This window comes from Bradyrhizobium sp. USDA 4011 (genome assembly GCF_054063415.1).
This window is the reverse complement of the sequence record NZ_JBSSGG010000001.1, coordinates 7808212-7833657: the sequence shown is the minus strand read 5'-3', so window position 1 is coordinate 7833657 and position 25446 is coordinate 7808212. Positions and strand designations below refer to the sequence as shown.

Below are 25446 nucleotides of genomic sequence, written 5' to 3'. Positions count from 1 at the left end.
TTGCGGATGCCTATTCCGCGGGCGGCAGCGCCAGCGGCTCCGCTTCCGGAGCCGTCGGCACGATCGCCGCCTGCTGCTTCTCGCGCTCGTCGAGGATCAGCTTGTCGCGCTTGACCGCGACTTCGCGAATCCGCGCCATCGAGGCGCCGGTGCCGGCCGGGATCAGGCGGCCGACAATGACGTTCTCCTTGAGGCCTTCGAGCGGGTCCACCTTGCCGTTGACGGCAGCTTCGGTGAGCACGCGCGTGGTCTCCTGGAACGACGCCGCCGAGAAGAAGGACCGGGTCTGCAAGCTCGCCTTGGTGATGCCGAGCAGAACCGGCGTCCCCGTGGCGGGCTTCTTGCCCTCCTCCCTGGCCTTGGTGTTGAGCGCGTCGAACTCGATCTTGTCGACCTGCTCGCCCGAGATCATGTCGGTGTCGCCCTGATCGGTGACTTCGACCTTCTGCAGCATCTGACGGACAATCACCTCGATGTGCTTGTCGTTGATGAGCACGCCCTGCAACCGGTAGACCTCCTGGATTTCGTTGACCAGATAGGCAGCGAGTTCCTCGATGCCCTTGATCGCCAGGATGTCGTGCGGCGCCGGGTTGCCTTCGACGATGAAGTCGCCCTTTTCGACGATGTCGCCGTCCTGAAGGTGGATGTGCTTGCCCTTCGGGATCAGGTACTCGCGCGGCTCCTCGGTCTTGTCCAACGGCTCGATCGAGATGCGGCGCTTGTTCTTGTAGTCGCGGCCGAAGCGGATCGTTCCCGCGGTCTCCGCGATGATCGCCGCATCCTTCGGCTTGCGAGCCTCGAACAGTTCCGCCACCCGCGGCAGACCGCCGGTGATGTCACGCGTCTTGGCGCTCTCGGTCGAGATACGCGCCAGGATGTCGCCGGGCATCACCTTCGCGCCGATGTCGACCGACAGAATGGCGTCGACCGACAGCATGTAGCGGGCATCGCCGCCACGCGCGAGCTTCATCACCTTGCCGTCCTTGCCCTTGACCACAATGGCCGGACGCAGGTCCGAACCGCCGCGCGTCGTGCGCCAGTCGATGACCACGCGCTTGGCGATACCGGTCGACTCGTCGAGCGTTTCCGAGATCGACTGGCCTTCGACCAGATCCTCGAACCCGATCGTGCCCTCGACTTCGGTGAGCACCGGGCGGGTATAGGGATCCCATTCCGCGATGCGCTGGCCGCGCTTGACCATGTCGCCTTCGTCGACGTGCATCTTCGAACCGTACTGAATACGGTGGGTTGCGCGCTCGGTACCGTCGGCATCGACAATCGCAACGACCATGTTGCGCACCATCGCGACCAGGTTGCCTTCGCTGTTGCGGGCGATCGCCTTGTTCCTGATCACGATCTTGCCGTCGAAGTTCGATTCGACGAACGACTGCTCGTTGAGCTGGGCTGCGCCGCCGATGTGGAACGTGCGCATCGTCAGCTGCGTGCCGGGTTCACCGATCGACTGCGCCGCGATGACGCCGACGGCCTCACCGTGGTTGACCGGGGTGCCGCGGGCCAGATCGCGGCCGTAGCACTTGGCGCAGATGCCGTTGATCAGCTCGCAGGTCAGCGCCGAGCGGATCTTCACCTCCTGGATGCCGGCCTGCTGGATCGCGTCGACATGGATCTCCTCCATCAACGTGTCGCGCTTGACGATGACCTCGTTGGTGGCGGGATCGCGCACGTCATCGCAGGCCGTACGGCCCAGGATGCGCGAGCCGAGCGAGGCAACGACCGTGCCGGCATCGACGATGGCGCGCATCTTGATGCCGAGCTTGGTGCCGCAGTCGGTCTGCGTGATGATGCAGTCCTGCGCGACGTCGACCAGACGGCGGGTCAGGTAGCCGGAGTTCGCGGTCTTCAACGCGGTGTCCGCGAGGCCCTTGCGGGCGCCGTGGGTCGAGTTGAAGTACTCGAGCACCGACAGACCTTCCTTGAAGTTGGAAATGATCGGCGTCTCGATGATCTCGCCCGACGGCTTGGCCATCAGGCCGCGCATGCCGGCGAGCTGGCGCATCTGGGCCGGCGAACCACGCGCACCGGAGTGCGCCATCATGTAGATCGAGTTGATGTCGGCATCGGCGCCCGTCGCCGTCTTCTTGGTCGACGAGATCTCCTTCATCATCGCCTTGGCGACTTCTTCACCGGCCTTCGACCAGGCGTCGACGACCTTGTTGTACTTCTCGCCATGGGTGATCAGACCGTCATTGTACTGCTGCTCGAAATCCTTCGCCAGCGTACGGGTCTGGTCCACGATCTTCCACTTCGACGCCGGCACGACCATGTCGTCCTTGCCGAACGAGATGCCCGCCTTGAAGGCGTTGTAGAAGCCAAGCGCCATGATGCGGTCGCAGAAGATCACCGTCTCCTTCTGACCGCAGTGACGGTAGACCTGGTCGATCACGCCGGAGATCTCGCGCTTGGTCATCAGCTTGTTGATGATGTCGTACGAGATCTTGGCGCTCTTCGGCAGCAGGTTGCCGAGCATGACGCGGCCCGCGGTGGTTTCGATCCACCGCTTGGACAGCTTGCCTTCCTCGTCGAGGCCTTCCCACCGGTATTTGATCTTGGTGTGGAGGTGGATGACCTTCGAATGCAGGGCGTGCTCGAGCTCGGCCATGTCGCCGAAGATCTTGCCCTCGCCGGGCAGGCCTTCGCGCATGATCGAGACGTAGTAGAGGCCGAGCACGATGTCCTGCGACGGCACGATGATCGGCTGGCCGTTCGCCGGATGCAGGATGTTGTTGGTCGACATCATCAGGACGCGCGCTTCCAGCTGCGCTTCGAGCGACAGCGGAACGTGCACGGCCATCTGGTCGCCGTCGAAGTCGGCGTTGAAGGCGGCGCAGACCAGCGGATGCAGTTGGATCGCCTTGCCCTCGATCAGCACCGGTTCGAACGCCTGGATGCCCAACCTGTGCAGCGTCGGCGCGCGGTTGAGCAGCACCGGATGCTCGCGGATCACCTCGTCGAGGATATCCCAGACCTCCGGACGCTCCTTCTCGACCAGCTTCTTGGCCTGCTTCACCGTGGTGGACAGACCCTTGGCGTCGAGCCGCGAGTAGATGAACGGCTTGAACAGCTCGAGCGCCATCTTCTTCGGCAGGCCGCACTGATGCAGGCGCAGCTCGGGACCGACCACGATCACCGAACGGCCCGAATAGTCGACGCGCTTGCCGAGCAGGTTCTGGCGGAACCGGCCCTGCTTGCCCTTCAGCATGTCGGCGAGCGACTTCAGCGGGCGCTTGTTGGCGCCGGTGATGACGCGGCCGCGGCGGCCGTTGTCGAACAGCGCGTCGACGGCCTCCTGCAGCATGCGCTTTTCGTTGCGGATGATGATGTCGGGCGCACGCAGCTCCATCAGCCGCTTCAAGCGGTTGTTGCGGTTGATGACGCGGCGATACAGGTCGTTGAGGTCGGAGGTCGCGAACCGGCCGCCGTCGAGCGGCACCAGCGGGCGGAGGTCCGGCGGAATCACCGGCACGACCGTCATGATCATCCATTCCGGCTTGTTGCCGGAGACGCGGAAGGCCTCGACGATCTTCAGACGCTTGGCGAGCTTCTTGTGCTTGATGTCGGAGTCAGTCTCCGCCATGTCGGCACGCAGCGTCGCCTCGAGCTTCTCGAGCTCGAGCCCCTTGAGCAGCTCGCGGATCGCTTCCGCGCCGATCATGGCGGTGAAGCTGTCCTGGCCGTACTCGTCCTGCGCCTTCAGATACTCGTCTTCCGACAGCAGCTGACGGTCCTTCAGCGCGGTCAGGCCCGGCTCGAGAACGACGTAGTATTCAAAGTACAGGATCCGCTCGAGATCCTTCAGCGTCATGTCGAGCAAGAGGCCGATGCGCGACGGCAGCGACTTCAGGAACCAGATGTGAGCGACCGGCGCGGCCAGCTCGATATGGCCCATGCGCTCGCGCCGGACGCGCGACAGCGTCACTTCGACCGAGCACTTTTCGCAGATGATGCCCTTGTACTTCATCCGCTTGTACTTGCCGCACAAGCACTCGTAGTCCTTGATCGGCCCGAAGATGCGCGCGCAGAACAGGCCGTCACGCTCCGGCTTGAAGGTGCGGTAGTTGATGGTCTCCGGCTTCTTGATCTCGCCGTAGGACCAGGACAGAATCTTCTCCGGAGACGCGATCGAAATCCGGATCTGGTCGAAGACCTGAGCCGGCGTCGTCGGATTGAAAAGATTCATAATCTCTTGATTCATGGTCTTCTCCTCGCGTGCCGATCGTCACCGGCAGCAAATTCGAAACTTTCATTCAACGCGCGCCCCACTCAACGTCCGAGCGGAGCGCGAAGGCCCGGCGCTTTCGCGCCGGGCGTAAATCAACGCGTTACTCGGCCGCTTCCGACGTCGGCGCCGGTCCCACCTTGGAATTGTGCAGGTCGACGTTGAGGCCGAGCGAGCGCATTTCCTTGACCAGCACGTTGAACGATTCCGGAATACCGGCCTCGAAGGTGTCGTCGCCGCGCACGATCGCCTCGTACACTTTGGTACGGCCGGCGACGTCGTCCGACTTCACCGTCAGCATCTCCTGCAGCGTGTAGGCGGCGCCGTACGCTTCCAGCGCCCAGACCTCCATTTCTCCGAAGCGCTGGCCGCCGAACTGCGCCTTGCCGCCCAGCGGCTGCTGGGTGACGAGCGAGTACGGACCGATCGAACGCGCGTGGATCTTGTCGTCCACGAGATGGTGCAGCTTGAGCATGTAGATGTAGCCCATCGTCACCTTGCGATCGAACGCATCGCCGGTACGGCCGTCATAGACGGTCGACTGGCCGGAGGCGTCGAAGCCCGCGAGCTTCAGCATCTCCTCGATGTCGGCTTCCTTGGCGCCGTCGAACACCGGCGTTGCGATCGGCACGCCGTGGCTCAGGTTGCGGCCGAGTTCGACCAGCTCGTTGTCGTTCAGCGACTTGATGGTTTCATCCTCGCCATAGATCTTCTTCAGGGTCTCACGCAGCGGCTTGAGATCCTGCTTCTGATAGTAGGCGTCGATGGTCTGGCCGATGCGCTTGCCGAGGCCAGCGCAGGCCCAACCGAGATGGGTCTCAAGGATCTGACCGACGTTCATGCGCGAAGGCACGCCGAGCGGATTGAGCACGATGTCGGCATGCGTTCCGTCCTCGAGGAACGGCATGTCCTCGATCGGCACGATTTTCGACACCACGCCCTTGTTGCCGTGACGGCCGGCCATCTTGTCGCCGGGCTGGATCTTGCGCTTCACCGCGACGAAGACCTTGACCATCTTCATCACGCCGGGCGGCAGCTCGTCGCCACGCTGAAGCTTCTCGACCTTGTCGAGGAAGCGCTGCTCGAGGCCCTTCTTCGATTCGTCGTACTGCTTCCGCATGGCCTCGATCTCGGCCATCAGCTTGTCGTTCGGCGAGGCGAACAGCCACCACTGCGACTTCGGATACTCGTCGAGCACCGCACGGGTGATCTTGGTATCCTTCTTGAAGCCCTTCGGGCCGGCGATGCCCTGGCGGTTCTCCAGCAGCTCGGCGAGGCGGTTGTAGACGTTGCGGTCCAGAATCGCCTGCTCGTCGTCGCGGTCCTTGGCCAGACGCTCGATCTCTTCCCGCTCGATCGCCAGCGCACGCTCGTCCTTGTCGACGCCGTGGCGGTTGAACACGCGGACTTCCACGATGGTGCCCTGCACGCCCGGAGGCACGCGCAGCGAGGTGTCCCGGACGTCGGAGGCCTTCTCGCCGAAGATGGCGCGGAGCAGCTTCTCTTCCGGCGTCATCGGGCTCTCGCCCTTCGGCGTGATCTTGCCGACCAGGATGTCGCCGGCGCGGACTTCCGCGCCGATGTAGACGATACCGGCTTCGTCGAGGTTCTTCAGCGCTTCTTCCGAAACGTTCGGAATGTCGCGGGTGATTTCCTCAGGACCGAGCTTGGTGTCGCGGGCCATCACCTCGAATTCTTCGATATGAATCGAGGTAAACACGTCGTCCTTCACGATCCGCTCGGAGAGCAGGATCGAGTCTTCGAAGTTGTAGCCGTTCCACGGCATGAACGCGACCAGCACGTTGCGGCCGAGCGCGAGCTCGCCGAGATCGGTCGACGGACCGTCGGCGATGATGTCGCCCTTCTTGACGATGTCGCCGACCTTCACCAGCGGACGCTGGTTGATGCAGGTCGACTGGTTGGAGCGCTGGTACTTCATCAGCCGGTAGATATCGACGCCCGACTTGGTCGGATCGAGATCCTCGGTGGCGCGGATCACGACGCGGGTGGCGTCGATCTGGTCGATCACGCCCGAGCGGCGCGCGGCGATCGCCGCGCCCGAGTCACGGGCGACCACGCCTTCCATGCCGGTGCCGACGAACGGCGCCTCGGCGCGAACCAGCGGCACCGCCTGGCGCTGCATGTTCGAGCCCATCAGCGCGCGGTTGGCGTCGTCGTTCTCGAGGAACGGGATCAGCGCCGCGGCGACCGAAACCAGCTGCTTCGGCGACACGTCCATGTAGTCGACCTTGTCCGGCGTCACCGGCAGCACTTCGCCGGCATGACGGCAGACCACGAGGTCGTCGGTGAAGCGGCCCTTGGCATCGAGCGGCACGTTGGCCTGCGCGACGCGGTAGCGGCCCTCTTCCATCGCCGACAGATAGACCACCTCGTCGGTGACCCGGCCGTCCTTGATCTTGCGATAGGGCGTCTCGACGAAGCCGTACTTGTTGACGCGCGCGAACGTCGCCAGCGAGTTGATCAGGCCGATGTTCGGACCTTCCGGCGTTTCGATCGGGCAGATACGGCCGTAATGCGTCGGATGCACGTCGCGGACTTCGAAGCCGGCACGCTCGCGGGTCAGACCGCCCGGGCCAAGCGCCGACAGGCGCCGCTTGTGGGTGATCTCCGACAGCGGGTTGGTCTGGTCCATGAACTGCGACAGCTGCGAGGAACCGAAGAACTCGCGCACCGCGGCAGCCGCCGGCTTGGCGTTGATCAGGTCCTGCGGCATCACGGTGTCGATGTCGACGCTCGACATGCGCTCCTTGATGGCGCGTTCCATGCGGAGCAGGCCGATCCGGTACTGGTTCTCCATCAGTTCGCCGACCGAGCGCACCCGGCGGTTGCCGAGGTGGTCGATGTCGTCGATCTCGCCCTTGCCGTCGCGCAGGTCGACCAGCGTCTTGATGACCGCCAGGATGTCTTCCTTGCGCAGCGTGCGATGGGTGTCGGGCGCATCGAGCTCGAGGCGCATGTTCATCTTGACGCGGCCGACCGCGGAGAGGTCGTAGCGCTCGGCATCGAAGAACAGCGACTGGAACATCGCCTGCGCCGAATCCAGCGTCGGCGGCTCGCCCGGACGCATCACGCGGTAGATGTCGAACAGCGCGTCCTCACGCGTCAAGTTCTTGTCGGCCGACAGCGTGTTGCGGATATAGGCGCCGACATTGACGTGGTCGATGTCGAGCAGCGGCAGGTCCTTGTAGCCCTGCTCGTTCAGCACCTTGAGCGACTTCTCGGTGATCTCCTCGCCGGCTTCGGCGTAAATCTCACCGGTCTTCGGGTTGACGAGGTCCTCGGCGAGATAGTTGCCGACAAGCTCCTCATCCGACATCCGCAGGGCCTTGAGGCCCTTTTCCTGCATCTGACGCGCGCTGCGCACGGTCAGCTTCTTGCCGGCCTCGAGCACCACCTTGCCGGTGTCGGCGTCGATCAGGTCGTTGACGGTCGAATAGCCGCGGAAGCGGTTGGCATCGAACGGCACGCGCCATCCGTCCTTGGTCCGCTTGTAGGTGATCTTCTTGTAGAAGGTCGACAGGATCTGCTCGCCGTCGAGACCGAGCGCGTACATCAGCGAGGTCACGGGCAGCTTGCGGCGGCGGTCGATACGCGCGAACACGATGTCCTTGGCGTCGAACTCGATGTCGAGCCAGGAACCGCGATACGGGATCACGCGCGCGGCAAACAACAGCTTGCCGGACGAATGGGTCTTGCCCTTGTCGTGGTCGAAGAACACGCCGGGCGAACGGTGCATCTGCGAGACGATGACGCGCTCGGTGCCGTTGACGACGAAGGTGCCGTTCATCGTCATGAGCGGGATATCGCCCATGTAGACGTCCTGCTCCTTGATGTCCTTAACCGACTTGGCGCCGGTTTCCTCGTCGATATCGAACACGATGAGGCGCAGCGTCACCTTGAGCGGCGCAGCGAAGGTCATGCCGCGCTGGCGGCACTCGTCGACGTCATATTTCGGCTGTTCGAACTCGTAGCGGACGAATTCGAGCATCGAGGTGCCGGAGAAATCCGAGATCGGAAATACCGAGCGGAACACCGCCTGCAGGCCCTCGTCGAGGCGACCGCCGGCCGGCTCGTCAACCATCAGGAACTGGTCATAGGACGCCTTCTGAACCTCGATGAGGTTCGGCATCTCGGCGACTTCCTTGATGTGACCGAAAAACTTGCGTACGCGTTTGCGACCGGTGAATGTCTGCTGCGCCATCGTGGCCTCTCATTTTCGTCGCCTTTGTGGGGCGAACCTTCCGGAACGCGATTGCCATCGCCCCCGGGTTGAATTTCGAATCGTCCCGAAGGAACAAAGCGCAAAGTCAGGAATTAAATCCCCGGCCCGGCCCCATCACCTCCAAAACGCAAAACGACGCGCGAGGCGCATCACTGCACCCGCCCGTCCAAACGCTCCGCTTTACGGACTGAAAAAGCCCGAAATCTGACTGTCTCCCAACGGCTTCCGCCGAGGGCCCTGCCGCCCCCGCCGCCTACCGTGTTTTTCCGCTGCCGACCCGATATGGGATGGCAATAAAGGAGATTCGAGGGTTAAGTCCACGCATCCCCACACTTTTTTGTGTCCGGCGCGCCACGCGACAACCTGTCGCACGCCGCTTGCATGGCCCGGGAGCGCCGCGTGGCGCTCCCGGATCGCGCATTACTTGAGTTCGACCTTGGCGCCAGCCTTCTCGAGCTGGGCCTTGATCTTGTCGGCTTCGTCCTTGTTGACGCCTTCCTTGACGGGCTTCGGAGCGCCTTCGACGAGGTCCTTGGCTTCCTTCAGGCCCAGGCCGGTGATGGCGCGGACTTCCTTGATGACTTCGATCTTCTTGTCGCCGGCGGCAGCCAGCACGACGGTGAAGTCGGTCTTCTCTTCAGCCGGAGCAGCGGCAGCGCCGCCGGCAGCCGGGCCGGCAACCGCGACGGCGGCAGCGGCGGACACGCCCCACTTTTCTTCGAGGAGCTTGGCGAGTTCGGCGGCTTCGAGCACGGTGAGGCTCGAGAGGTCGTCGACGATTTTCTGCAAGTCAGCCATTGATCTGTTTCCTTAAACGTTTGGTTCGAACCAGGTTTGAGATTAGCGAAGGGGTCAGGCCGCTTCGCTCTTTGAGGCATGAGCCTGAATGACGCGTGCGAGCTTGGCCGCGGGCGCGTTGGACAGCTGAGCAAGCTTGGTCGCCGGCGCCACGAGGAGGCCAACGATCTTGCCGCGCAGTTCGTCGAGCGACGGCAGTGAGGCAAGCGCCTTCACGCTGTCGACATTCAGGACGGTTTTACCCATCGAGCCGCCGAGGATGACGAACTTCTCGTTCGCCTTGGCGAATTCGATGGCAACCTTTGGCGCCGCAACCGGATCGTTCGAAGTAGCGATCACGGTCGGCCCCTTCAGCAGGGAGCCGATGGCAGCGACGTCAGTGCCTTCAAGAGCAATTTTGGCGAGACGGTTCTTCGAGACCTTCACCGACGCACCCGCCTGCTTCATCTGCATGCGCAGCTTCTGCATCTGGGCCACGGTGAGGCCGGAATAATGAGCAACGATCGCAACCGACGTGGTCTTGAAGACCTCGTTGAGTTGTTCGACCGACTCTTTTTTTGCCGCTCGTTCCACAGCAAGCTCTTTCCGGTTGGCGGCCTTTCCGCGAAGGCAGGACCGCCGGGTTGCACCCATCGTCCCGCCCTAAACCTGATCCGTTGGGCGCAAGACCCTTCGGACATGCCGGGCAAGACGACATCTAGAAGCCTGCCCTCCCAGAGCCTTGCGGCCATGGGCTGTCGAGGTTCGAACCAAACCAGCCTCCGAGCCGCGAACAGGCCGCGGCGTGGAGCACAAAATCCGGTCTTCACCCGTCTATGCAGGCCATGCGATTAAGCCATTGAAAACACGAAGTTCTCGCGGGCGCCTGCAGTCTCGGACAGGATCGGGCTATCGGCCGGGGCCGAATGCCCTGCTCTCATTCCATCGGAGGCGACGGGTCTCCTTCCTTTCGAGCATCCTTGCGGGCATGCGGAAAGGAATGATCTCCTATCATCTCAGGTTTTCGGAATGCGAGCACAGACATGCCAGCAAGTGCCAGCACGCCCGGAAGCCGCTATGTAACCGGTCCCGCCCTGCTTGCCAAGAGCAAATTTCAGACCAGTTTCACATTGCGGCCGGGGAACCGGTTTCGAGACCGGAACCGCCAGCCGCTCAGGCGCCCCTTACCTCATACGGCAGCGGCTTGCCGGCGAAGAACGCGTCGAGATTGGCGAGCACGCAGTCCTGCATCGCCACGTGCGATTCCAGGGTGTGGCCGCCGATATGCGGCGACAGCACGACGTTCAGCAGCGCCGTTAGTTCGTCCGGCGCATGCGGCTCCTTGGCGAACACGTCGAGGCCGGCGCCGGCGATTGCGCCATCGGTCAGTGCCGCGACCAGTGCCTTCTGGTCGATGACGGAGCCGCGCGAGATATTGACCACGATCCCGCTGCTGCCGAGCCGGCGCAGGATATCGGCATTGACGGCATGGACCGTGTCCGCGCCGGCGCGCACCGCGATCATCAGCACGCTGCACCAGTCGGCGAGCGCCTCAAGGCTCGGAAAGTGCTGATACGGCACGTCCTGCCGTGAGCGGCTGAAATAGCCGACCTCGGTCTCGAACGCCGCGACCCGCGCCGCGATCTTGCGGCCGATCTCGCCAAGACCATACACGCCGACCTTGCGGCCGCGCATGCCGGCCTGCGGCCGCATCATCGGCGACGGCTTGGCGGCGATCCAGTCACCGCTGCGGACGTAATTATCGGCGACCGGCAGGCGGCGGGCCGCCGCCAACATCAGCGTCACCGCGATGTCGGCAACCGATGCGGCATTGGCGCCGGGGCTGTGGCCAACCGCAATGCCGCGCTTCGCCGCTGCGGCAAGATCGATCCCCTCATAGCCGGTGCCGTAGCAGATGATCGCGCCAAGCTTTGGCAGCATGTCCATCGCCTCGCCGCCAAGCGGGGTCCCGCCCGCCGTGACCATCGCCCGGATCTCGCCGAGCTCCGCCGCCGAAAACATCTCGGTCGGCCGCTTGCCCGCGGCATTCAGCAGCTCGTAGCGCTCGCCGAAGCGCACCAGCTCGTTTCTCGGAAAGCGCGAATAGACCAGCACCTTATCGGGCATTGTTGTTGTTTCCTGCGAGCGGCTTCACCTGGAGCCTTTTCCGTTCCGATTGAATCGGAACGAGGCTTTGGATTGTTGTCTTGGCGCGTCTTCTTGATGCGAGCCGGTGGCCACTTCGCGCGAAAACGCTCCGGCAAAACAAAGGGCGGAACCGGTTGCCCGATCCCGCCCCTCTTTATTTCGTCACGACGAAAACCTCAGCCGAGGATCGTGCCCGGCTCGACCTTCACGCCCGGGCCCATGGTGGAGGAAACCGCCACGCGCTGGATGTAGGTGCCCTTGGAACCCGCCGGCTTCGCCTTGGAGACCGCGTCCGCGAGCGCCTTGACGTTCTCGACCAGCTTGTCCTCGGAGAACGAGGCCTTGCCGATGCCGGCCTGCACGATGCCGGCCTTCTCGACGCGGAACTCGACCGAGCCGCCCTTGGCGCCCTTCACGGCGTTGGTGACGTCCATGGTCACGGTGCCGATCTTCGGGTTCGGCATCATGCCGCGCGGACCGAGCACCTTACCGAGGCGGCCGACCAGCGGCATCATGTCGGGGGTGGCGATACAACGATCGAAGTCGATCGCACCGCCCTGCACCTTCTCGACCAGGTCTTCGGCACCGACGACGTCGGCACCGGCGGCCTTGGCTTCCTCAGCCTTGGCGCCGCGCGCGAACACGCCGACGCGGAGCGTACGGCCGGTTCCGTTCGGCAGGTTGACGACGCCGCGGACCATCTGGTCGGCGTGACGCGGGTCGACGCCGAGATTGATCGCGATCTCGATCGTCTCGTCGAACTTCGACTTGGCGCGCTCCTTGACCATCTTGATGGCGTCCGCGAGCGGGTAGAGCTTCTCGCGATCGACACCCTCACGGGCCTTCTTCAAACGCTTTCCGATTGCCATGGCCAGTTACCCCGCAACTTCCAGACCCATCGAACGGGCAGAGCCCTCGACCATCTTCATGGCCGATTCGATGGTGTCGCAATTCAAGTCCTTCATCTTCTTCTCGGCGATCTCGCGCACCTGCGCCTTGGTCACCTGGCCGGCCTTGTCGCGGCCCGGCGCCTTCGAGCCGGACTGGATCTTGGCAGCCTGCTTGAGGAAGAACGACATCGGGGGCGTCTTCATCTCGAAGGTGAACGAACGATCGGCGTAGATCGTGATCACCACCGGGATTGGGGTATTCTTCTCTTCCTTCTGGGTCTGCGCGTTGAACGCCTTGCAGAACTCCATGATGTTGAGACCGCGCTGACCAAGCGCGGGGCCGATCGGGGGCGAAGGATTCGCCGCACCGGCCGGGACCTGAAGCTTCAGGTATCCGGTCACTTTCTTTGCCATTTATCGCTCCTGTTGTGCCGGACGGTGCCGGCGGTTTCAGGTTCCGTGGTTCGGTTGAAGGGGCTGGCGACCGCCTCCTTCCTCCCACGGCCTCTCACTTGACGCGGGGCATATACCCCACGCCGTCCGGTCAGACCACCTTTTCGACCTGACCGAATTCCAGTTCCACGGGGGTCGCACGGCCGAAGATCGACACCGCGACCTTCACGCGCGAGCGCGCCTCGTCGATTTCTTCCACCACGCCGGAGAACGAGGCGAACGGGCCGTCGGCCACGCGCACGTTCTCGCCGATTTCGAACGATACCGACGCCTTGGGACGCTCCACGCCCTCCTGCACCTGGTGCAGGATCCGCATCGCCTCGGATTCCGAGATCGGCATCGGCTTGTTTTCAGCGCCCAGGAAGCCGGTCACCTTCGGGGTGTTCTTGATCAGATGGAACGCCTCGTCGGTCAGCTTCATCTTCACCAGCACATAGCCCGGGAAGAACTTGCGCTCGGCGTCGATCTTGCGGCCGCGGCGCACCTCGGTGACCTTCTCGGTCGGCACCAGCACCTGCTCGAACAGCTCTTCCAGCCCGCGCTGCTTGGCCTGCTCCCGGATCGATTCCGCGACCTTCTTCTCGAAGTTCGAATAGGCGTGAACGATGTACCAGCGCTTGTCCATCAATTGAGTTCCCATGCTCATCAGTGGATGCCCAGTATCAGGGTGATGAGGTAGCGGATGACCTGGTCCGCGGCGAAGAAGAAGATCGAGGCCAGCGCCACCATCACGAACACCATGATGGTCGTGATGGTCGTCTCGCGGCGCGTCGGCCAGGTGACCTTGGCGGTCTCCGAGCGCACTTCCTGCAGGAATTTGAACGGGCTGAAAGCCATCGTGAGATCCGCGCCCGTCTCCGGACGATTTGCAACGTTTCAAGGAATCCGAACAGCCGACCTTGCGGACCCAGCCCTCGTTTGGAAGGTTGAGCCGATAAACGAGCTCGAATGTTCGGGGAATTAGGCCGCGCCGGATATCCGCGATCAAAGCGGGCCGGCTGCGAGTGCCGGGTATCTACTGCGAGACCGGCCAAAGGTCAAGGTCGGCGGGGTCGCGCCCCACCCCGGCCGCGCCCGCGGCGGATCGGAACGGGGCCCCTCGAATCAAGGACTTAGGCTGATGGTGCGAGGTCCGTTGCCCCGGCCGCCCACCGCGGCGGCCGGCTGGATCACCCGGCAAAGCTCTTCTGGACCGCCTGATCCAGCGTGGCACCGCCGACATAGCGCTGGCGCAACTCGCGCTTGAGCAGCTTGCCGCTCGGGTTCTTCGGCAGGCTGTCGACGAAGATGACCCGCTTCGGCACCTTGAAATGGGCCATCGACGCCGCGCAGTGCTTGATCACGGCCTCGGCATCGAGGCTCTCGCCCGCCTTGGCCACCACGATCGCGGTCACCGCCTCGATCCAGCGCGGATCGGGCAGCCCGACCACCGCGACCTCCGACACCGCGGGCAGCCGGTAGATCATCTCCTCGACCTCGCGGCTCGCGACGTTCTCGCCGCCGCTCTTGATCATGTCCTTCACGCGATCGACGACCGTGATGTAGCCGTCGGCATCGACGGTCGCGAGATCGCCGGAATGAAACCAGCCGCCGGCAAACGCCGCCGCGGTCTTGACCGGATCGTTGTAGTAGCCGGACAAGAGATGCGGCGAGCGGTGCACGATCTCGCCGACCTCCCCGACCCCGACGTCGGTCATGTCCGGCTTGACCACCCGCGTCTCGACATTGATCGCGGGCTTGCCGGCCGAGCCTGCCTTCGGCAGCTGGTGCTCCGGCGCCAGCACGGTCGCGAGCGGCGCGATCTCGGTCTGGCCGTAGAAATTCCAGAACTTCACGTCGGGCAGCCGGCGCTGCAATTCGAGCAGCACCTCGACCGGCATGATCGAGGCGCCGTAATAGCCCTTGCGCAGGGACGACAGGTCGGTGCGATCGAACGCGGGCGAGCGCAGCATCGCGATCCAGATCGTCGGCGGCGCGAAGAACGCGTTGATCCTGTGGGCCGCGATCAGCGCCAGGACATTGTCGGGCACCGGCTTGCCGGTAATGAGACTGGTGGCGCCGAGATAGATCGCGGGTCCCAGGAAGACGTCGAGCTGCGCGCAATGGTACAGCGGCAGCGCGTGCAGCACGGTGTCGTCGGTCGCCATGCCGCCGTCGATGATGCAGCTGACATACTGCCACATCACGGCTTCATGGGTGAGGATTGCGCCCTTCGGCAGCGACTCCGTGCCGCTGGTGTAGATGATCTGCGCGGGATCGCGACTGTCGACCGAGACCTCCGGCGCCGAGGCGTCGCTGTGCAGCAGGCTGTCGAACGTCGTGATGCCGTCGGGCGCGGTGGCCGGATCCTCGCCGGGCAGCCAGATCAGGGTTTCGACCGCCGAGCCCTTGGCGGCCGCAGCGCGCGCCGTCTCCACGAAATCGGGCCCGACCGCGAGCAGCTTCGCACCGGAGTTGGCGAGGATGAAATTGATCTCGTCGGGATTGAGCATGAAGTTGATCGGCACCAGGATCGCGCCGATCCGCGCCACTGCGAAACGCAGCGCGGCGAAGCCGTGCGAGTTGCGCGACAGCACTGCAACGCGATCGCCCTTCGCAATGCCAAGCGCGAGCAAGCCGCGCCCGAGCCGATTGCAGATCGCGTCCAGCTCCGCGAAGGTCCAGCTCACCTCGCCGCAGATCAGCGCGGTCTTGTCGGGGTAGCGCTTGGCCGACCGGCGCAATAGATCGCCGATGCTGTGCTCGCGGGCGCGCTGGATGGTTGCTGCGATGTCTCCGCTCATGAAGTCCCTCCCGAATGTGCTTTTTGTCGTTGTCTTGTCTTCGCCGCGTAGTCGCTATTGCCGGGCGGCGTAGGCGTGTTCCATGTAGGTGTGCTCGACCGAGCGATCGAGCGAGGCGATCTTCTCGAAGCCGCGCCGCCAGTCCTGCAAATGCCGCCGCGTCCACAGCACGCCGGCCTCCTTGTCGCGCCGCGTGATCGCATCGAGGATGTGGCGATGCGCCTCGACAAGGCGCGCGCCGCCCTCCGGCACGCCGCCGACAATCATCTCGGTGGTCGGAAAGAACAGCTGTGCGGCAGGCTCGCGGGCGAGCTGCAGCACGCGGTTCTGCGAGGCCTTGGCCATCAGCACGTGGAATTCCGCATCGAGCTCGGCGAGATCGGCGGGATTGCCGACGACAGCCGCGCTGCGGTCGAGATTGCCGGCGAGCGCCGCGATGTTCGCCTCGGTCGCCCGCTCCACCGCCCCCTCGACGCTCGCGACCTCCAGCGTCATCGACGTCTCGAACAATTCGCGGAACGTCACCTCGTGCAGGATCAGCGCGCGGGACAGCCGCGTGGCCAGCTTGTTGTAGCGCGGCAGGCAGGCCTGCAGGCGGCGACTGGAATCGCGGCGGATCAACCCGCCCTCCTCGAGCACACGAATGCCCTCGCGCACCGTCGAGCGGTTGACGCCGAACTGCGCGACCAGTTGCTGCTCGGTGCCGATCGGCTCGCCCGGCTTGATCCGGCCGTTGATGATCTCGCGCTCGATCGCGTCCGCGACCTTCTGGTAGGCCGGCGCGACATCGATGCGTCGGAACAGCGGCGTGGCGGGCATCTTCACTCCGGGAGGCTCCCGATTGTCGTTTGTCGGACAAAGAATAGGCGAAGGCATTTGGAGCGTCAAACTGGCTGTTCTTGGCCGGATTGTCGCACCCGCCCGGCACGAATTGACAGCGGAACCGGGCAAATCTAGCTTTGTCGGACAAACCGATAAGAACATCCTGGGAGGCGCATCACCATGAAATCCATCGTCACGAGTCTGTCCGCCGCCGGCCTGATCGCCGCCGTTCTGGCGGGGCCCGCGCTCGCGCAGCAGACGCCGCTCAAGATCGGCGTGCTGACCGATTTCCAGTCGGTCTATTCGGACATCGGCGGCGCCGGGAATGTCGAGGCCACCAAGATGGCGATCGAGGAGTTCGGCGGCTCGATGTTCGGCAAGCCGATCGAGCTCGTCACCGCCGACGCCCTCAACAAAGCCGACGTCGCCGCCACCATCACCCGCAAATGGTACGAGGCCGAAGGCGTCGACATGATCATCGACATGCCGACCTCGGCGACCGCGCTCGCCGGCATGGAGATGTCGAAGCAGTTCGAGAAGATCATGATCGTGACGGACGCGGCGAGCTCCGACATCACTGGCAAGTCCTGCTCGCCCTACACGCTGCACTGGACCTACGACACCTACGCCAACGCCCACACCGTCGGCAGCGCGATCGTGAAGAGCGGCGGCGACAGCTGGTTCTTCATCACCGCCGACTACGTGTTCGGCCATTCGATCGAGCGCGACACCGGCGATGTGGTCCGCGCCGCCGGCGGCAAGGTGCTCGGCAGCGCCCGGCATCCGCTCAACACGCCCGACTTCTCGTCTTTCCTGCTGCAGGCGCAATCGTCGAAGGCCAAGATCGTCGGCCTCGCCAATGGCGGCGGCGACACCATCAACGCGATCAAGCAGGCCGCCGAGTTCGGCATCGTCGCGGGCGGACAGAATCTGGCTGGGATCGTGATGTTCATCTCGGATATCCACAGCCTCGGGCTGAAGCTCGCGCAGGGCCTGATCATCACCGAGGCCTACTACTGGGATCTCAACGACCGCACCCGCGCCTTCGGCAAGCGCTTCTTCGAGCGCATGAAGCGGATGCCGACCATGAACCAGGCCGCGACCTACAGCGCCACCCTGCACTACCTCAATGCGGTGAAGGCCGCCGGCACCAAGGAGACCAAGCCGGTGCTGGCGAAGATGCGCGCGACCCCGGTGCGCGACGCCTTCACCGACAACGGCGTGGTGCGCGAGGACGGCCGCATGGTGCACTCGATGTTCCTGTTCGCGGTCAAGAAGCCCGAGGAATCGAAGGCGCCGTGGGATTACTACAAGGTGCTCGCCGAGGTGCCCGGCGACCAGGCGTTCCGTCCGCTGAAGGACGGCGGCTGCCCGCTCATCAGGTGAGTGAATACGATAATGGCCGGGGCCCAGGACCTCGGCCAACATATTCAAATAATTGGGTAAAAGCTGGCAGGAGTGGCAGGGCTCGAACCTGCGACCCCCGGTTTTGGAGTTCGGCTAGGTGCTTCCCTTCTCGTCCCTGCCGCGCACAGATCATCCTGTTCTATTAGGCCTTTTCGCCCTTCGAAGCCGTTCTAGTTTCGTTCAATCCCGTCCTGTTTCAGGTGGTTTGTTAGCAAAACCGTTAGCAGCTCGTTCGCGATCTGCCCCGACTAGCGACGGTAATGTCCGGTTCAATTGGCAGCGAGCAGCTTCTTCTGCGCACCGTGAGCTAAACACTCCAACGAGCGGGCTAAGTGTGCGTGGCGCGGCCGCGTGTGCGGCCTTCCTGCCGCCCTCTCTTAGCCCGTCCGGTCCCTTGCCACTCCTCGCACGAAGCAACAGGTCTGCCCCTTGCGCTTAGCGTGTGCCCGCGAAATACTCTCCTTCTGGTTTTAGGGGGCCGGTTGGTGCGCCTTTTGTCGATCGTAATCTTGGGGGCCGCGCTGGCGTGCAATGCGAGCGCAGTAGCAGCGGAAGATGGCCCGGAGTGCTTCTCGAAATTCACAAAGTTCAACGTCTGAGAAAAGGCGCGAGAGGCCCAGGCCGGTTTGGCCGCGACGCTTCCAATGAAGATGAACGCAAATATCACGATGTCCACCGCGATTGCCATAGGGCCACGGGTCATAATCGCTGCAGTCTGGAACATCGACAAAGCCGAGTTCGATGCTCGGTTAAAAGCAAACAATACGACTGTGGCCGATCTGGCCTCGAAGATGGATATTGCGACAAAGAACTCCGTTTGCAGCTTGGATGTCATGGCTGCATTCGTCAGATTGGGCGGCCAAGTCCAGTATCTCTACCGGACGCTGGATGGCACTATCGTTATGTCGCCTCTTGTTGCTGCCTGCTAATCAGAACGCCGTAGATAGAAACCCATGGCGCTCGATCATTACGTCTCGCAGGTTCACCTGAAAAACTTCTACTCTCCGGCGATGGATGGCTTGATGTACGCCATCCGCAAATCGGACCTGAAGCGGTTCCCGACCAAATCGCAGGACGTGTGCCGCATTGAGGAGGGCAGTACCAACGCATACCTCACGAAGGATCGTGCCGTTGAAGAGTTCCTGAAGGATGTTGAGCCGCGCTACAACGCTTCGGTCGCGAAGTTGCGCGAAAACAAGATGGATCAGGAAGCTATCGCCAGCCTTGCGGGATTTGCCGCCTACATCGTGGCGTGCTCGCCTACGGCGATGCGTCTGCACTCCGGCCCCCTCAAAGCCCAGCTTGAGGCAACGGCGGTCATGCTCGACAACCAGGGCGCAATCCCGCAAGCGCCGGAAATTCTCGGCGGAAAGTCGATCACCGAACTATTGGCTGATGGTACCGTGAAGTTTACGGTTGATCCCAAATATCCGCAGGCCATCGCGATTGCCAACATTCTGCACCACACTTCTGTTTTCGGAAATTCGCCGTGGGAAATCCTGCACAACGGCGAAAATGAAAGTCCATTCTTCACTAGCGACTACCCGGCTGCCATCGAGGCGTTCGACATCAATACCCCGATTAACCGCATCGTACCTCTTGCGCCGGACATCGCCGTGCGGATCAAGCCGGACATTAACCTGTCAGGCGTGAAGCCCGACATCACCTTTGCAAAGTTTAACGCCACGCACCGCTATTTGAGGCGCTCCGAAGTCCTCGAAATCAATCGCCTGCTAGTGCGTTGCGCGGAGGACATGATCTTCTTCCGCGATGATGGGGATTGGATCGAGGACTTCGTTGCCAAGAACCGCCGCTACCGCATCGAACCGGTGACGCACAAGCTCCCGCATGGAAGCGGCCACGTTCTAGTCTCCACGCACCGAATTCTTGCCCAACCTGAACAGACCAAGGAAGGCGAGTGATCCAGCAACCACTTGGAGGGAGAGCGAAACTCAAATGACCTCAGCGGAGGCGGTTAAAAACGAGATCGAACGATTTTTGAAATCACCCGAACCAGAAGTTCTGTGCATTACAGGAGCATGGGGCGTCGGGAAAACATATACTTGGCAGACTGTTCTAGACCGCGTCCGGGCCAAACGAGCGACGGGCCTATCACGCTACTCATATGTTTCGCTGTTCGGCATTATCCTTGCTGCCACGGCCCCACTACAGGCGAGAGAGGCGGACTGGGCTAGAAATTGCGCCGTCCAAAGCAGGGCTTCTGCACCGCCGCGAGCGAACAACCACGGCAGCAACAGTTGTCCGACATCGAGGGATTGATTCTCATCAAACCAAATTGGGCGCAATGTGCCACGAATAACATGGCTTTATTTGTGCACGAGGTGCGTCATGCTGAACGGATTTTTGAAACCTCGATTGTCTGTAATAGCGCTCGCTCTAACCTTCTTCTTGCAACCCGCTGCCGCATTTGACAGGGATGCGGCGCTAAAAACCATTAGAATGTCAGTCGCCGATGTTAAGGCGAAGGCGCAAGACATTCCTTACTCATCGCTGGCACGCGACCCCCACAATTGGCTTGGCGCGGTGGTCACATTTCGTGGCGAAGTAGTGCAAGTGATGGAAGACGGATTGGACGTCATATTGCGCGTCAACGTGACTAAGGACATTGAGTTCGATTCTTGGAGGGATACAGTTCTTGTATTCTACACAAAGGCTTCCGCCTCCGAGTCGCGCATCCTTGAACATGATATTGTTCGGTTGTGGGGTGGCTTCGTTGGGATCGAAACGTATAAAGCCATATTTGGCAATCCAGTTTCAATTCCGGCGGTGATTGCCCGTGTGATCGTACAGGATGGACAGAACGTTAGCGGTGTTGATGCTGCCGTGGCCGCCGCAACTGCCGCAGCGCCGGTGACCGCCGCTTCGGATAATCAACGCATATCGAAAGAAGAGGAGCAGCGGTTGAGGTCATCAATTGTTGAGCGTTGAATTGGACGAAACATGTTTTTGAGGAATGAGGTCGGCCTCAGTTGGCGGCCTCATTCAATTTGAAAGATAACTAAGGTAAAAAATCCAGCTCACCGTTGACCGAGATCAATCCTCGCACTGAGCCGTCCGCAATTCTACCGTTCATGACGAAGCTGCCGAAGTGGCCCACCTGCGCGAAGTGCCACAAGCCCTTGACCTTCCACCCACCAAAAGGGCGGAGTGCGGGACACATGTCATGCACACATTGCGAGGGGGCGGAGAACCAGCCGGAAACCGATCGCGCTTTTCGAAAAGACGCCGCCACGCTGAGAGCGTAACGGTATCTCTCTCCCTCATTACTCAAACTGGCCCGCACGCTTCCATCCGGGCCGGTAGATGGCCCCAGCAGCCAGCCTCCCATGGCCCCCAAAAGGCTGCTGGGGCCGCTCGCGGCGCCATTCGAATGCTCACCGTCCGGAAAGCATGCGACGCCTGATCTTCGCCTCCGTATCTTCCCGATTAGCTTCATGATCATAGGTTTTCGCCAGCGTCATCAAAAGCCTAGAGGCGACGAACGGGTGCGAAATCTGAATGGTGGATCCCCACCTGCGATACTTTTCCGCCAAACCACGCTCCTGATCGCCGCCTTCACCTCGCGCGTGAACGCCGCGCGAATTATATACGCCGGTATGTGCGCCATTCATCATTGGCTCGGACTGGATGTCCTCCATTACATCGCGAACCGGCTCACATGGCCAGACGCCGTCCTTGCCGACCGGCGCATGCGACAGCAATTTGCCAATGCAAATGTCGGCAATCTCTCCTCTATCTAGCTCAGCGCACTGTTGACGAACGGTCGCGATCCACTTCGCAAGGCGATCTACTTCCAATTCGCCGAGGTCGTTGTGACCCGGGATAAGATCGAATCCATCCAATAGCTTGTAACCGCGCTCCGCCAGAGTCTTGATACGATCCGGCGGGACCTCGGACTCGGTTGGATCAGGCGCGCCGTCCTTCCGTTTGTAGGTCCACGAAACTGCCTGTACAAAGAGTTCAGGATGCGCCTCAACGTACCGTTCGAGATTGGGAATGCCATAGCCGTCCCGGCTATCCCACGGTCGCGCCAGCACGTCGATGTAGGCAAATTCTAAACCTGCCTTCTGTTCAAGCGTTAGCGTTGGGCCGTTGTTCAAGTGCTTGAATGCTTCTTCAACGTGATAATGCTCGAGCAAGTAGTGGCCTGGCTGGTCATCGCCACCCTGCGCCATCGCCGACATTAGGTTGAAAAGAACCTGAGCATCGAGCTTGCCTGGTTCTAACTGAATGCATGAGAACGCGGCTCGCGGCCGGTTCGCCTTCAACAGTAGCTCGACGCCTTGGTTGTTTTCTGAATCCGAGTTGTGAATCCAGTAAGGCGCCACACTGCTCCAATACTTGGCCTTAGCTGCCTCGTTCAGCCTATTAACCAGCTCCCAGGTCTTCCTGCCGTACGGCGCAAGAACAAACAGCGGAACGATTTCGTCGTCGGACAATCCCGCCGCGACGCTCGTGAGAACCGACTCTAGTTTATCGTCATTTCCGACAAAGGTACGGAGCGCGCCGCCAATAACATTCCGGTAGGTGTGAGCCTCTTCCTTGCCTGCAACGATCGGACCGAGGGCGAGTCGGAGCACTTCTTCAAGTTCTTGTTGGCTCAGCACGGCACTAGCTGCGATCACTCCGATCAACCATGCGGCATTTCCACGCTTAGCAAGTTCCAGAAGCGCGGCGAGCCCACGCTGCTCTAGGATTTCTCGTAATGCCTCGGCTCTCAAACTTTGGATACGCTCTTCGCGAGCGGTGTAGTTGACACTTTCGATATCCTCGATCTCGTCAGCGGATTCTTCGATCCAAGTGTTGCGGAAGAGCCAAGCATGCTTGTTTAAGAGATCACTCGGCTCCAACGCCATATATGCGGCCTTGCCCGCCACAGCGAAGTTTGACGGAGCGCCGCCTTTCTTCGCGCGAAGCGCAACACGTCGCGATAACGTTGCGACCCGAATTTTTTCGCGCATGGCGGCTTTATCGTCATCACTAGCCCTATTCTTGGCCCATGCTTGGATCAGCGCCCATACGCGTTTCTGGTCGGCCTCAATCAGGCCCGGAAGACGATCCACCAGATCGCACAGCATTCCGCGCGAGTGATCATTCCAGGTCAGCGCCATCTCGACCATCTCGCGCACAAACTCATTAATCGGTTCCCACGTCGGGAAAGGTTCGCCGAACCCATAACCGTCTGGACGCCAGCGCGGCTTATGACTGTAATCACCGACGCGACTATGTATGCTGAACTGCGCGACACAAATTTTCCATGCGACGTCCGGGAATTTTTGCGCCAGCTTCTTCATCAGTTCCACTCGTTCTCGCGCGTTTGCCGCTGTCTGCGGCATCCATGCTCGGAATATTGATTCCAACGAGTGCATTGGCTTGTTGACCCAATTATCGTTGATCTCAACCTGCGAGAGCTGGGCTAGGATGTAGGCGGCACGAGGCAACGTCACCGGGCTCCACGACAAGCCCTCCAATGCCCACAGCAGACCCGTGCGGCTGGGGCTATGCCCGAACACACCTGTATCAACCGGGCGTAGAAGGCCAAGCACCGCAGGATCCTTAGACCGGAGATCGCGTTCAATGATCGAAAGGAATTCGTCGGGTGCTGCTTCCGCGTAGGTTGGAAGGTCTCTGTCGTTGGCCTCCAATATCCGCGTGGTCAACGGTGTCGGGAGCAGATCACGCACAACGCGCACCACTTCAATCTCGGTGTCAACGCCAAGCTGCCGCTTGAACAAGTGCCCGCCATGCACGGCTAGCAACACCAGAGTCTCCGAGATGCCTGCGCGGAAAAGGGAGGAAAATTCGCGCGTCTTTCCGTGGATAGGTGCAGCCCAGCGCTGATCTTCATCAAGATCGAGTGCTGGATCGTCTTCACCAAGGACCATCCGCGCCATGGAGAAGTAGTGGCCTAAGTCTTGAGGTGTTACCGCGTGGGCGACCGCGTACAGCAGATCGACTTTTGAGATTACGCCTCTGTAGGTGCCGAGCGACCACATCGGCGCGTCGTTTAGCTGAGTGAGGCTCTGGCACTCCTTCTCAAGATCGTCATAAGGTCTGCCTCCGGCCAGGAGCGAGAGACCCAGCCTGTCGGTCTCATTCTGGCTGTTCCACGCGCCGACGAAGAGGAAGGGCACAAGCCTTGCCGCAATCAGTCGATCCGCCGCCCATTCTGGCGTCTGCACTGCAGGCACCGTGGAAAGTTGACGCCGCAAAACGGTCAGCGATCGTCCCGAAGCGTTCGCAAGGCGCGAGGTTTCATCGCGGTCCTTACCCATTTCTTCGAGCGCCTTGTTGAAAGTGTCGTAATTCGCCGGATCGAGAACAATGTCAGGCTCGGTGGTCGCCGCATTGCGCGGGTAGACGACAATGCAGTGCATTGAATTCGCGTACGGTGCGAGTTCGCGCTCGACCTCCCGTGTGAACACGACCGGAATGAAGGCCTGCGCGCCTGTCGCCAAGCGCGGGAGGACCCCAGGCTGGTCGAACACCAGCACGCGGTCCCGATACAAGGCCAGTTCTTCGCCGCCGCGCTCACTAAACAGTTGAGCGAGAAATGCAAGCGCCTCTTCGGTCGAGTCCGCTGCTATCAGGATTGGTCGTTCGGGGAGCTTGGTCAGGCGCGAAAGCATTGTACGCTTGGTCGCCTCGATCGCCGAACTGAACAGCGCGCCAGTTAGGGAGGGTATCGAGACATCAGCCCAGTTGGCCCAACACTTGTCGAGCGAACGAACATGTTGCGCGGGGATGTTCGTCTCATTGGCAAACCACGCCTGCCCTGGTAGCGACTGCTCCAGCCATTGCTCTAGGTCACTGGCGTCGTAGGCACGAACCTCTTTCCAAAGTCGTTTCGCCTGCTTTGCTGTCACCCAGGCGGCCTTTCCTGGCCAGCGGCGGGGTGTCACGAAGACAAAAGCAATTCCGACGCGCTCGTCTCTCTCAAGAGCTTTCACGTTCTTGTCGAAATCGCCGTCAGCCTTCGCCTTGGGATCATCGTTTGTGCCAAACTCCCAGCCGGAACGTCCGGCAGGCACCCAAGGCGTTCCTTCGCTGGCATCCACGAACCCATCCCAGCCAGGTCGTTCAGCATCGTCGTTGCCTGGAAAATCTACTTTCTTCAGCCCACTGCCTGTCGAGTGCACCAGAGTACGTAAGAAAACTGCCAAGCGGCTTCGAGCCGGGATGTTGTGCGCAACCCAACTTTCGATGTCGTTGGCCTTAATTGCCAAAAAGGGCGGCACGTACGCCTTCGCTTCAACAGGAGGAGTTATCTGTTTTGCGTGCGCTTCTTCGTACCTCGCCTGCATCGCCATCAGGTCCCTGCGAGGGTAGTTGAACACTTTTTCTAAGCGCGCCGCCATGTCAGCCGACAGGGAGGCATTGCCGTTGAGCAGGTTCGACAAGGCCGGGCGGCCTACGCCCATTAATCTGGCGGCTTTCGTGACTGACATACCGATCGGAATGACGTCCGCCTTAATTCTGGCTCCCGGATGAGGGGCGTCTTCTCCAGCGTCCACGCAAAACTCCGTTCCACAAGTGGTGCAATTCAGAGCCACCGTATTGTGTCGCGCTACAGAATACAAGGACGGCAACCAAGTTGCGTTTCGCGTTCGGCTAGCCACGCCTCTTTGATTAGCGAGGCTAGCGATCCGCAGGACGAAGACCAGA

16 protein-coding genes are annotated in these 25446 nt (G+C 61.7%); 4 read left to right on the top strand and 12 right to left on the bottom strand.

All coding sequences use genetic code 11. The annotated features are described in order from the left end of the window. Positions 1–10 precede the first annotated feature (10 nt). From rpoC to ACVW1C_RS37010, 11 genes are all read right to left on the bottom strand, one after another. Complete coding sequence (gene rpoC, locus ACVW1C_RS37060; protein WP_456762478.1) at positions 11–4213, bottom strand: DNA-directed RNA polymerase subunit beta'; 4203 nt, start codon at positions 4211–4213, stop codon at positions 11–13. A gap of 127 nt (positions 4214–4340) precedes the next feature. Continuing rightward, positions 4341–8459 (bottom strand): DNA-directed RNA polymerase subunit beta, encoded by a 4119-nt coding sequence (gene rpoB, locus ACVW1C_RS37055; RefSeq protein WP_456762477.1) that lies wholly within the window; start codon positions 8457–8459, stop codon positions 4341–4343. Positions 8460–8900: 441 nt separating this feature from the next. Beyond that, the gene (gene rplL, locus ACVW1C_RS37050) at positions 8901–9278 is read right to left on the bottom strand and encodes a 50S ribosomal protein L7/L12 (RefSeq protein WP_050420389.1); all 378 of its coding nucleotides are present in this window, start codon (positions 9276–9278) and stop codon (positions 8901–8903) included. Positions 9279–9332: 54 nt separating this feature from the next. After that, positions 9333–9851 carry a 50S ribosomal protein L10 gene (rplJ, locus tag ACVW1C_RS37045; protein WP_050402242.1) on the bottom strand — a complete coding sequence of 173 codons (519 nt, stop codon included), beginning with the start codon at positions 9849–9851 and terminating at the stop codon, positions 9333–9335. 579 nt (positions 9852–10430) lie between these two features. Then, complete coding sequence (locus ACVW1C_RS37040; protein ID WP_456762476.1) at positions 10431–11384, bottom strand: 2-hydroxyacid dehydrogenase; 954 nt, start codon at positions 11382–11384, stop codon at positions 10431–10433. A gap of 197 nt (positions 11385–11581) precedes the next feature. After that, on the bottom strand, positions 11582–12274 hold the full coding sequence (rplA, locus tag ACVW1C_RS37035) for a 50S ribosomal protein L1 (RefSeq protein WP_029081784.1): 693 nt from the start codon (positions 12272–12274) through the stop codon (positions 11582–11584). A 6-nt stretch (positions 12275–12280) separates the two neighbouring features. After that, positions 12281–12709, bottom strand: a complete 429-nt coding sequence (gene rplK, locus ACVW1C_RS37030; RefSeq protein ID WP_066499365.1) for a 50S ribosomal protein L11 — start codon at positions 12707–12709, stop codon at positions 12281–12283. A gap of 130 nt (positions 12710–12839) precedes the next feature. Continuing rightward, complete coding sequence (gene nusG / locus ACVW1C_RS37025) at positions 12840–13373, bottom strand: transcription termination/antitermination protein NusG (protein WP_044538613.1); 534 nt, start codon at positions 13371–13373, stop codon at positions 12840–12842. A gap of 20 nt (positions 13374–13393) precedes the next feature. After that, the gene (gene secE / locus ACVW1C_RS37020) at positions 13394–13585 is read right to left on the bottom strand and encodes a preprotein translocase subunit SecE (protein WP_173637168.1); all 192 of its coding nucleotides are present in this window, start codon (positions 13583–13585) and stop codon (positions 13394–13396) included. Between the two features lie 332 nt (positions 13586–13917). Next, positions 13918–15531 carry an acyl-CoA synthetase gene (locus tag ACVW1C_RS37015; RefSeq protein ID WP_456762475.1) on the bottom strand — a complete coding sequence of 538 codons (1614 nt, stop codon included), beginning with the start codon at positions 15529–15531 and terminating at the stop codon, positions 13918–13920. A 54-nt stretch (positions 15532–15585) separates the two neighbouring features. Beyond that, a complete protein-coding gene (locus ACVW1C_RS37010) occupies positions 15586–16350 on the bottom strand; it encodes a FadR/GntR family transcriptional regulator (protein WP_456763269.1) in 765 nt (254 codons plus the stop codon). 183 nt (positions 16351–16533) lie between these two features. Here ACVW1C_RS37010 and ACVW1C_RS37005 point away from each other — a divergent pair, with 183 nt between their 5' ends. The 4 genes from ACVW1C_RS37005 (at position 16534) to ACVW1C_RS36990 (ending at position 20709) form a co-directional block, all read left to right on the top strand. Then, a complete protein-coding gene (locus tag ACVW1C_RS37005; RefSeq protein WP_456762474.1) occupies positions 16534–17739 on the top strand; it encodes an ABC transporter substrate-binding protein in 1206 nt (401 codons plus the stop codon). Positions 17740–18404: 665 nt separating this feature from the next. Then, positions 18405–18689: a hypothetical protein gene (locus ACVW1C_RS37000; protein ID WP_456762473.1), complete on the top strand. Its 285-nt coding sequence runs from the start codon at positions 18405–18407 to the stop codon at positions 18687–18689. A gap of 24 nt (positions 18690–18713) precedes the next feature. After that, on the top strand, positions 18714–19682 hold the full coding sequence (locus ACVW1C_RS36995; protein WP_456762472.1) for a DUF4238 domain-containing protein: 969 nt from the start codon (positions 18714–18716) through the stop codon (positions 19680–19682). Positions 19683–20109: 427 nt separating this feature from the next. Continuing rightward, entirely contained in the window at positions 20110–20709 is a 600-nt protein-coding gene (locus tag ACVW1C_RS36990; RefSeq protein ID WP_456762471.1) for a hypothetical protein, read from the top strand. Positions 20710–21155: 446 nt separating this feature from the next. On the opposite strand, the gene ACVW1C_RS36985 is transcribed toward ACVW1C_RS36990, so the two are convergent. Beyond that, positions 21156–25295 carry a HigA family addiction module antitoxin gene (locus ACVW1C_RS36985; protein WP_456762470.1) on the bottom strand — a complete coding sequence of 1380 codons (4140 nt, stop codon included), beginning with the start codon at positions 25293–25295 and terminating at the stop codon, positions 21156–21158. Positions 25296–25446: the final 151 nt, after the last annotated feature.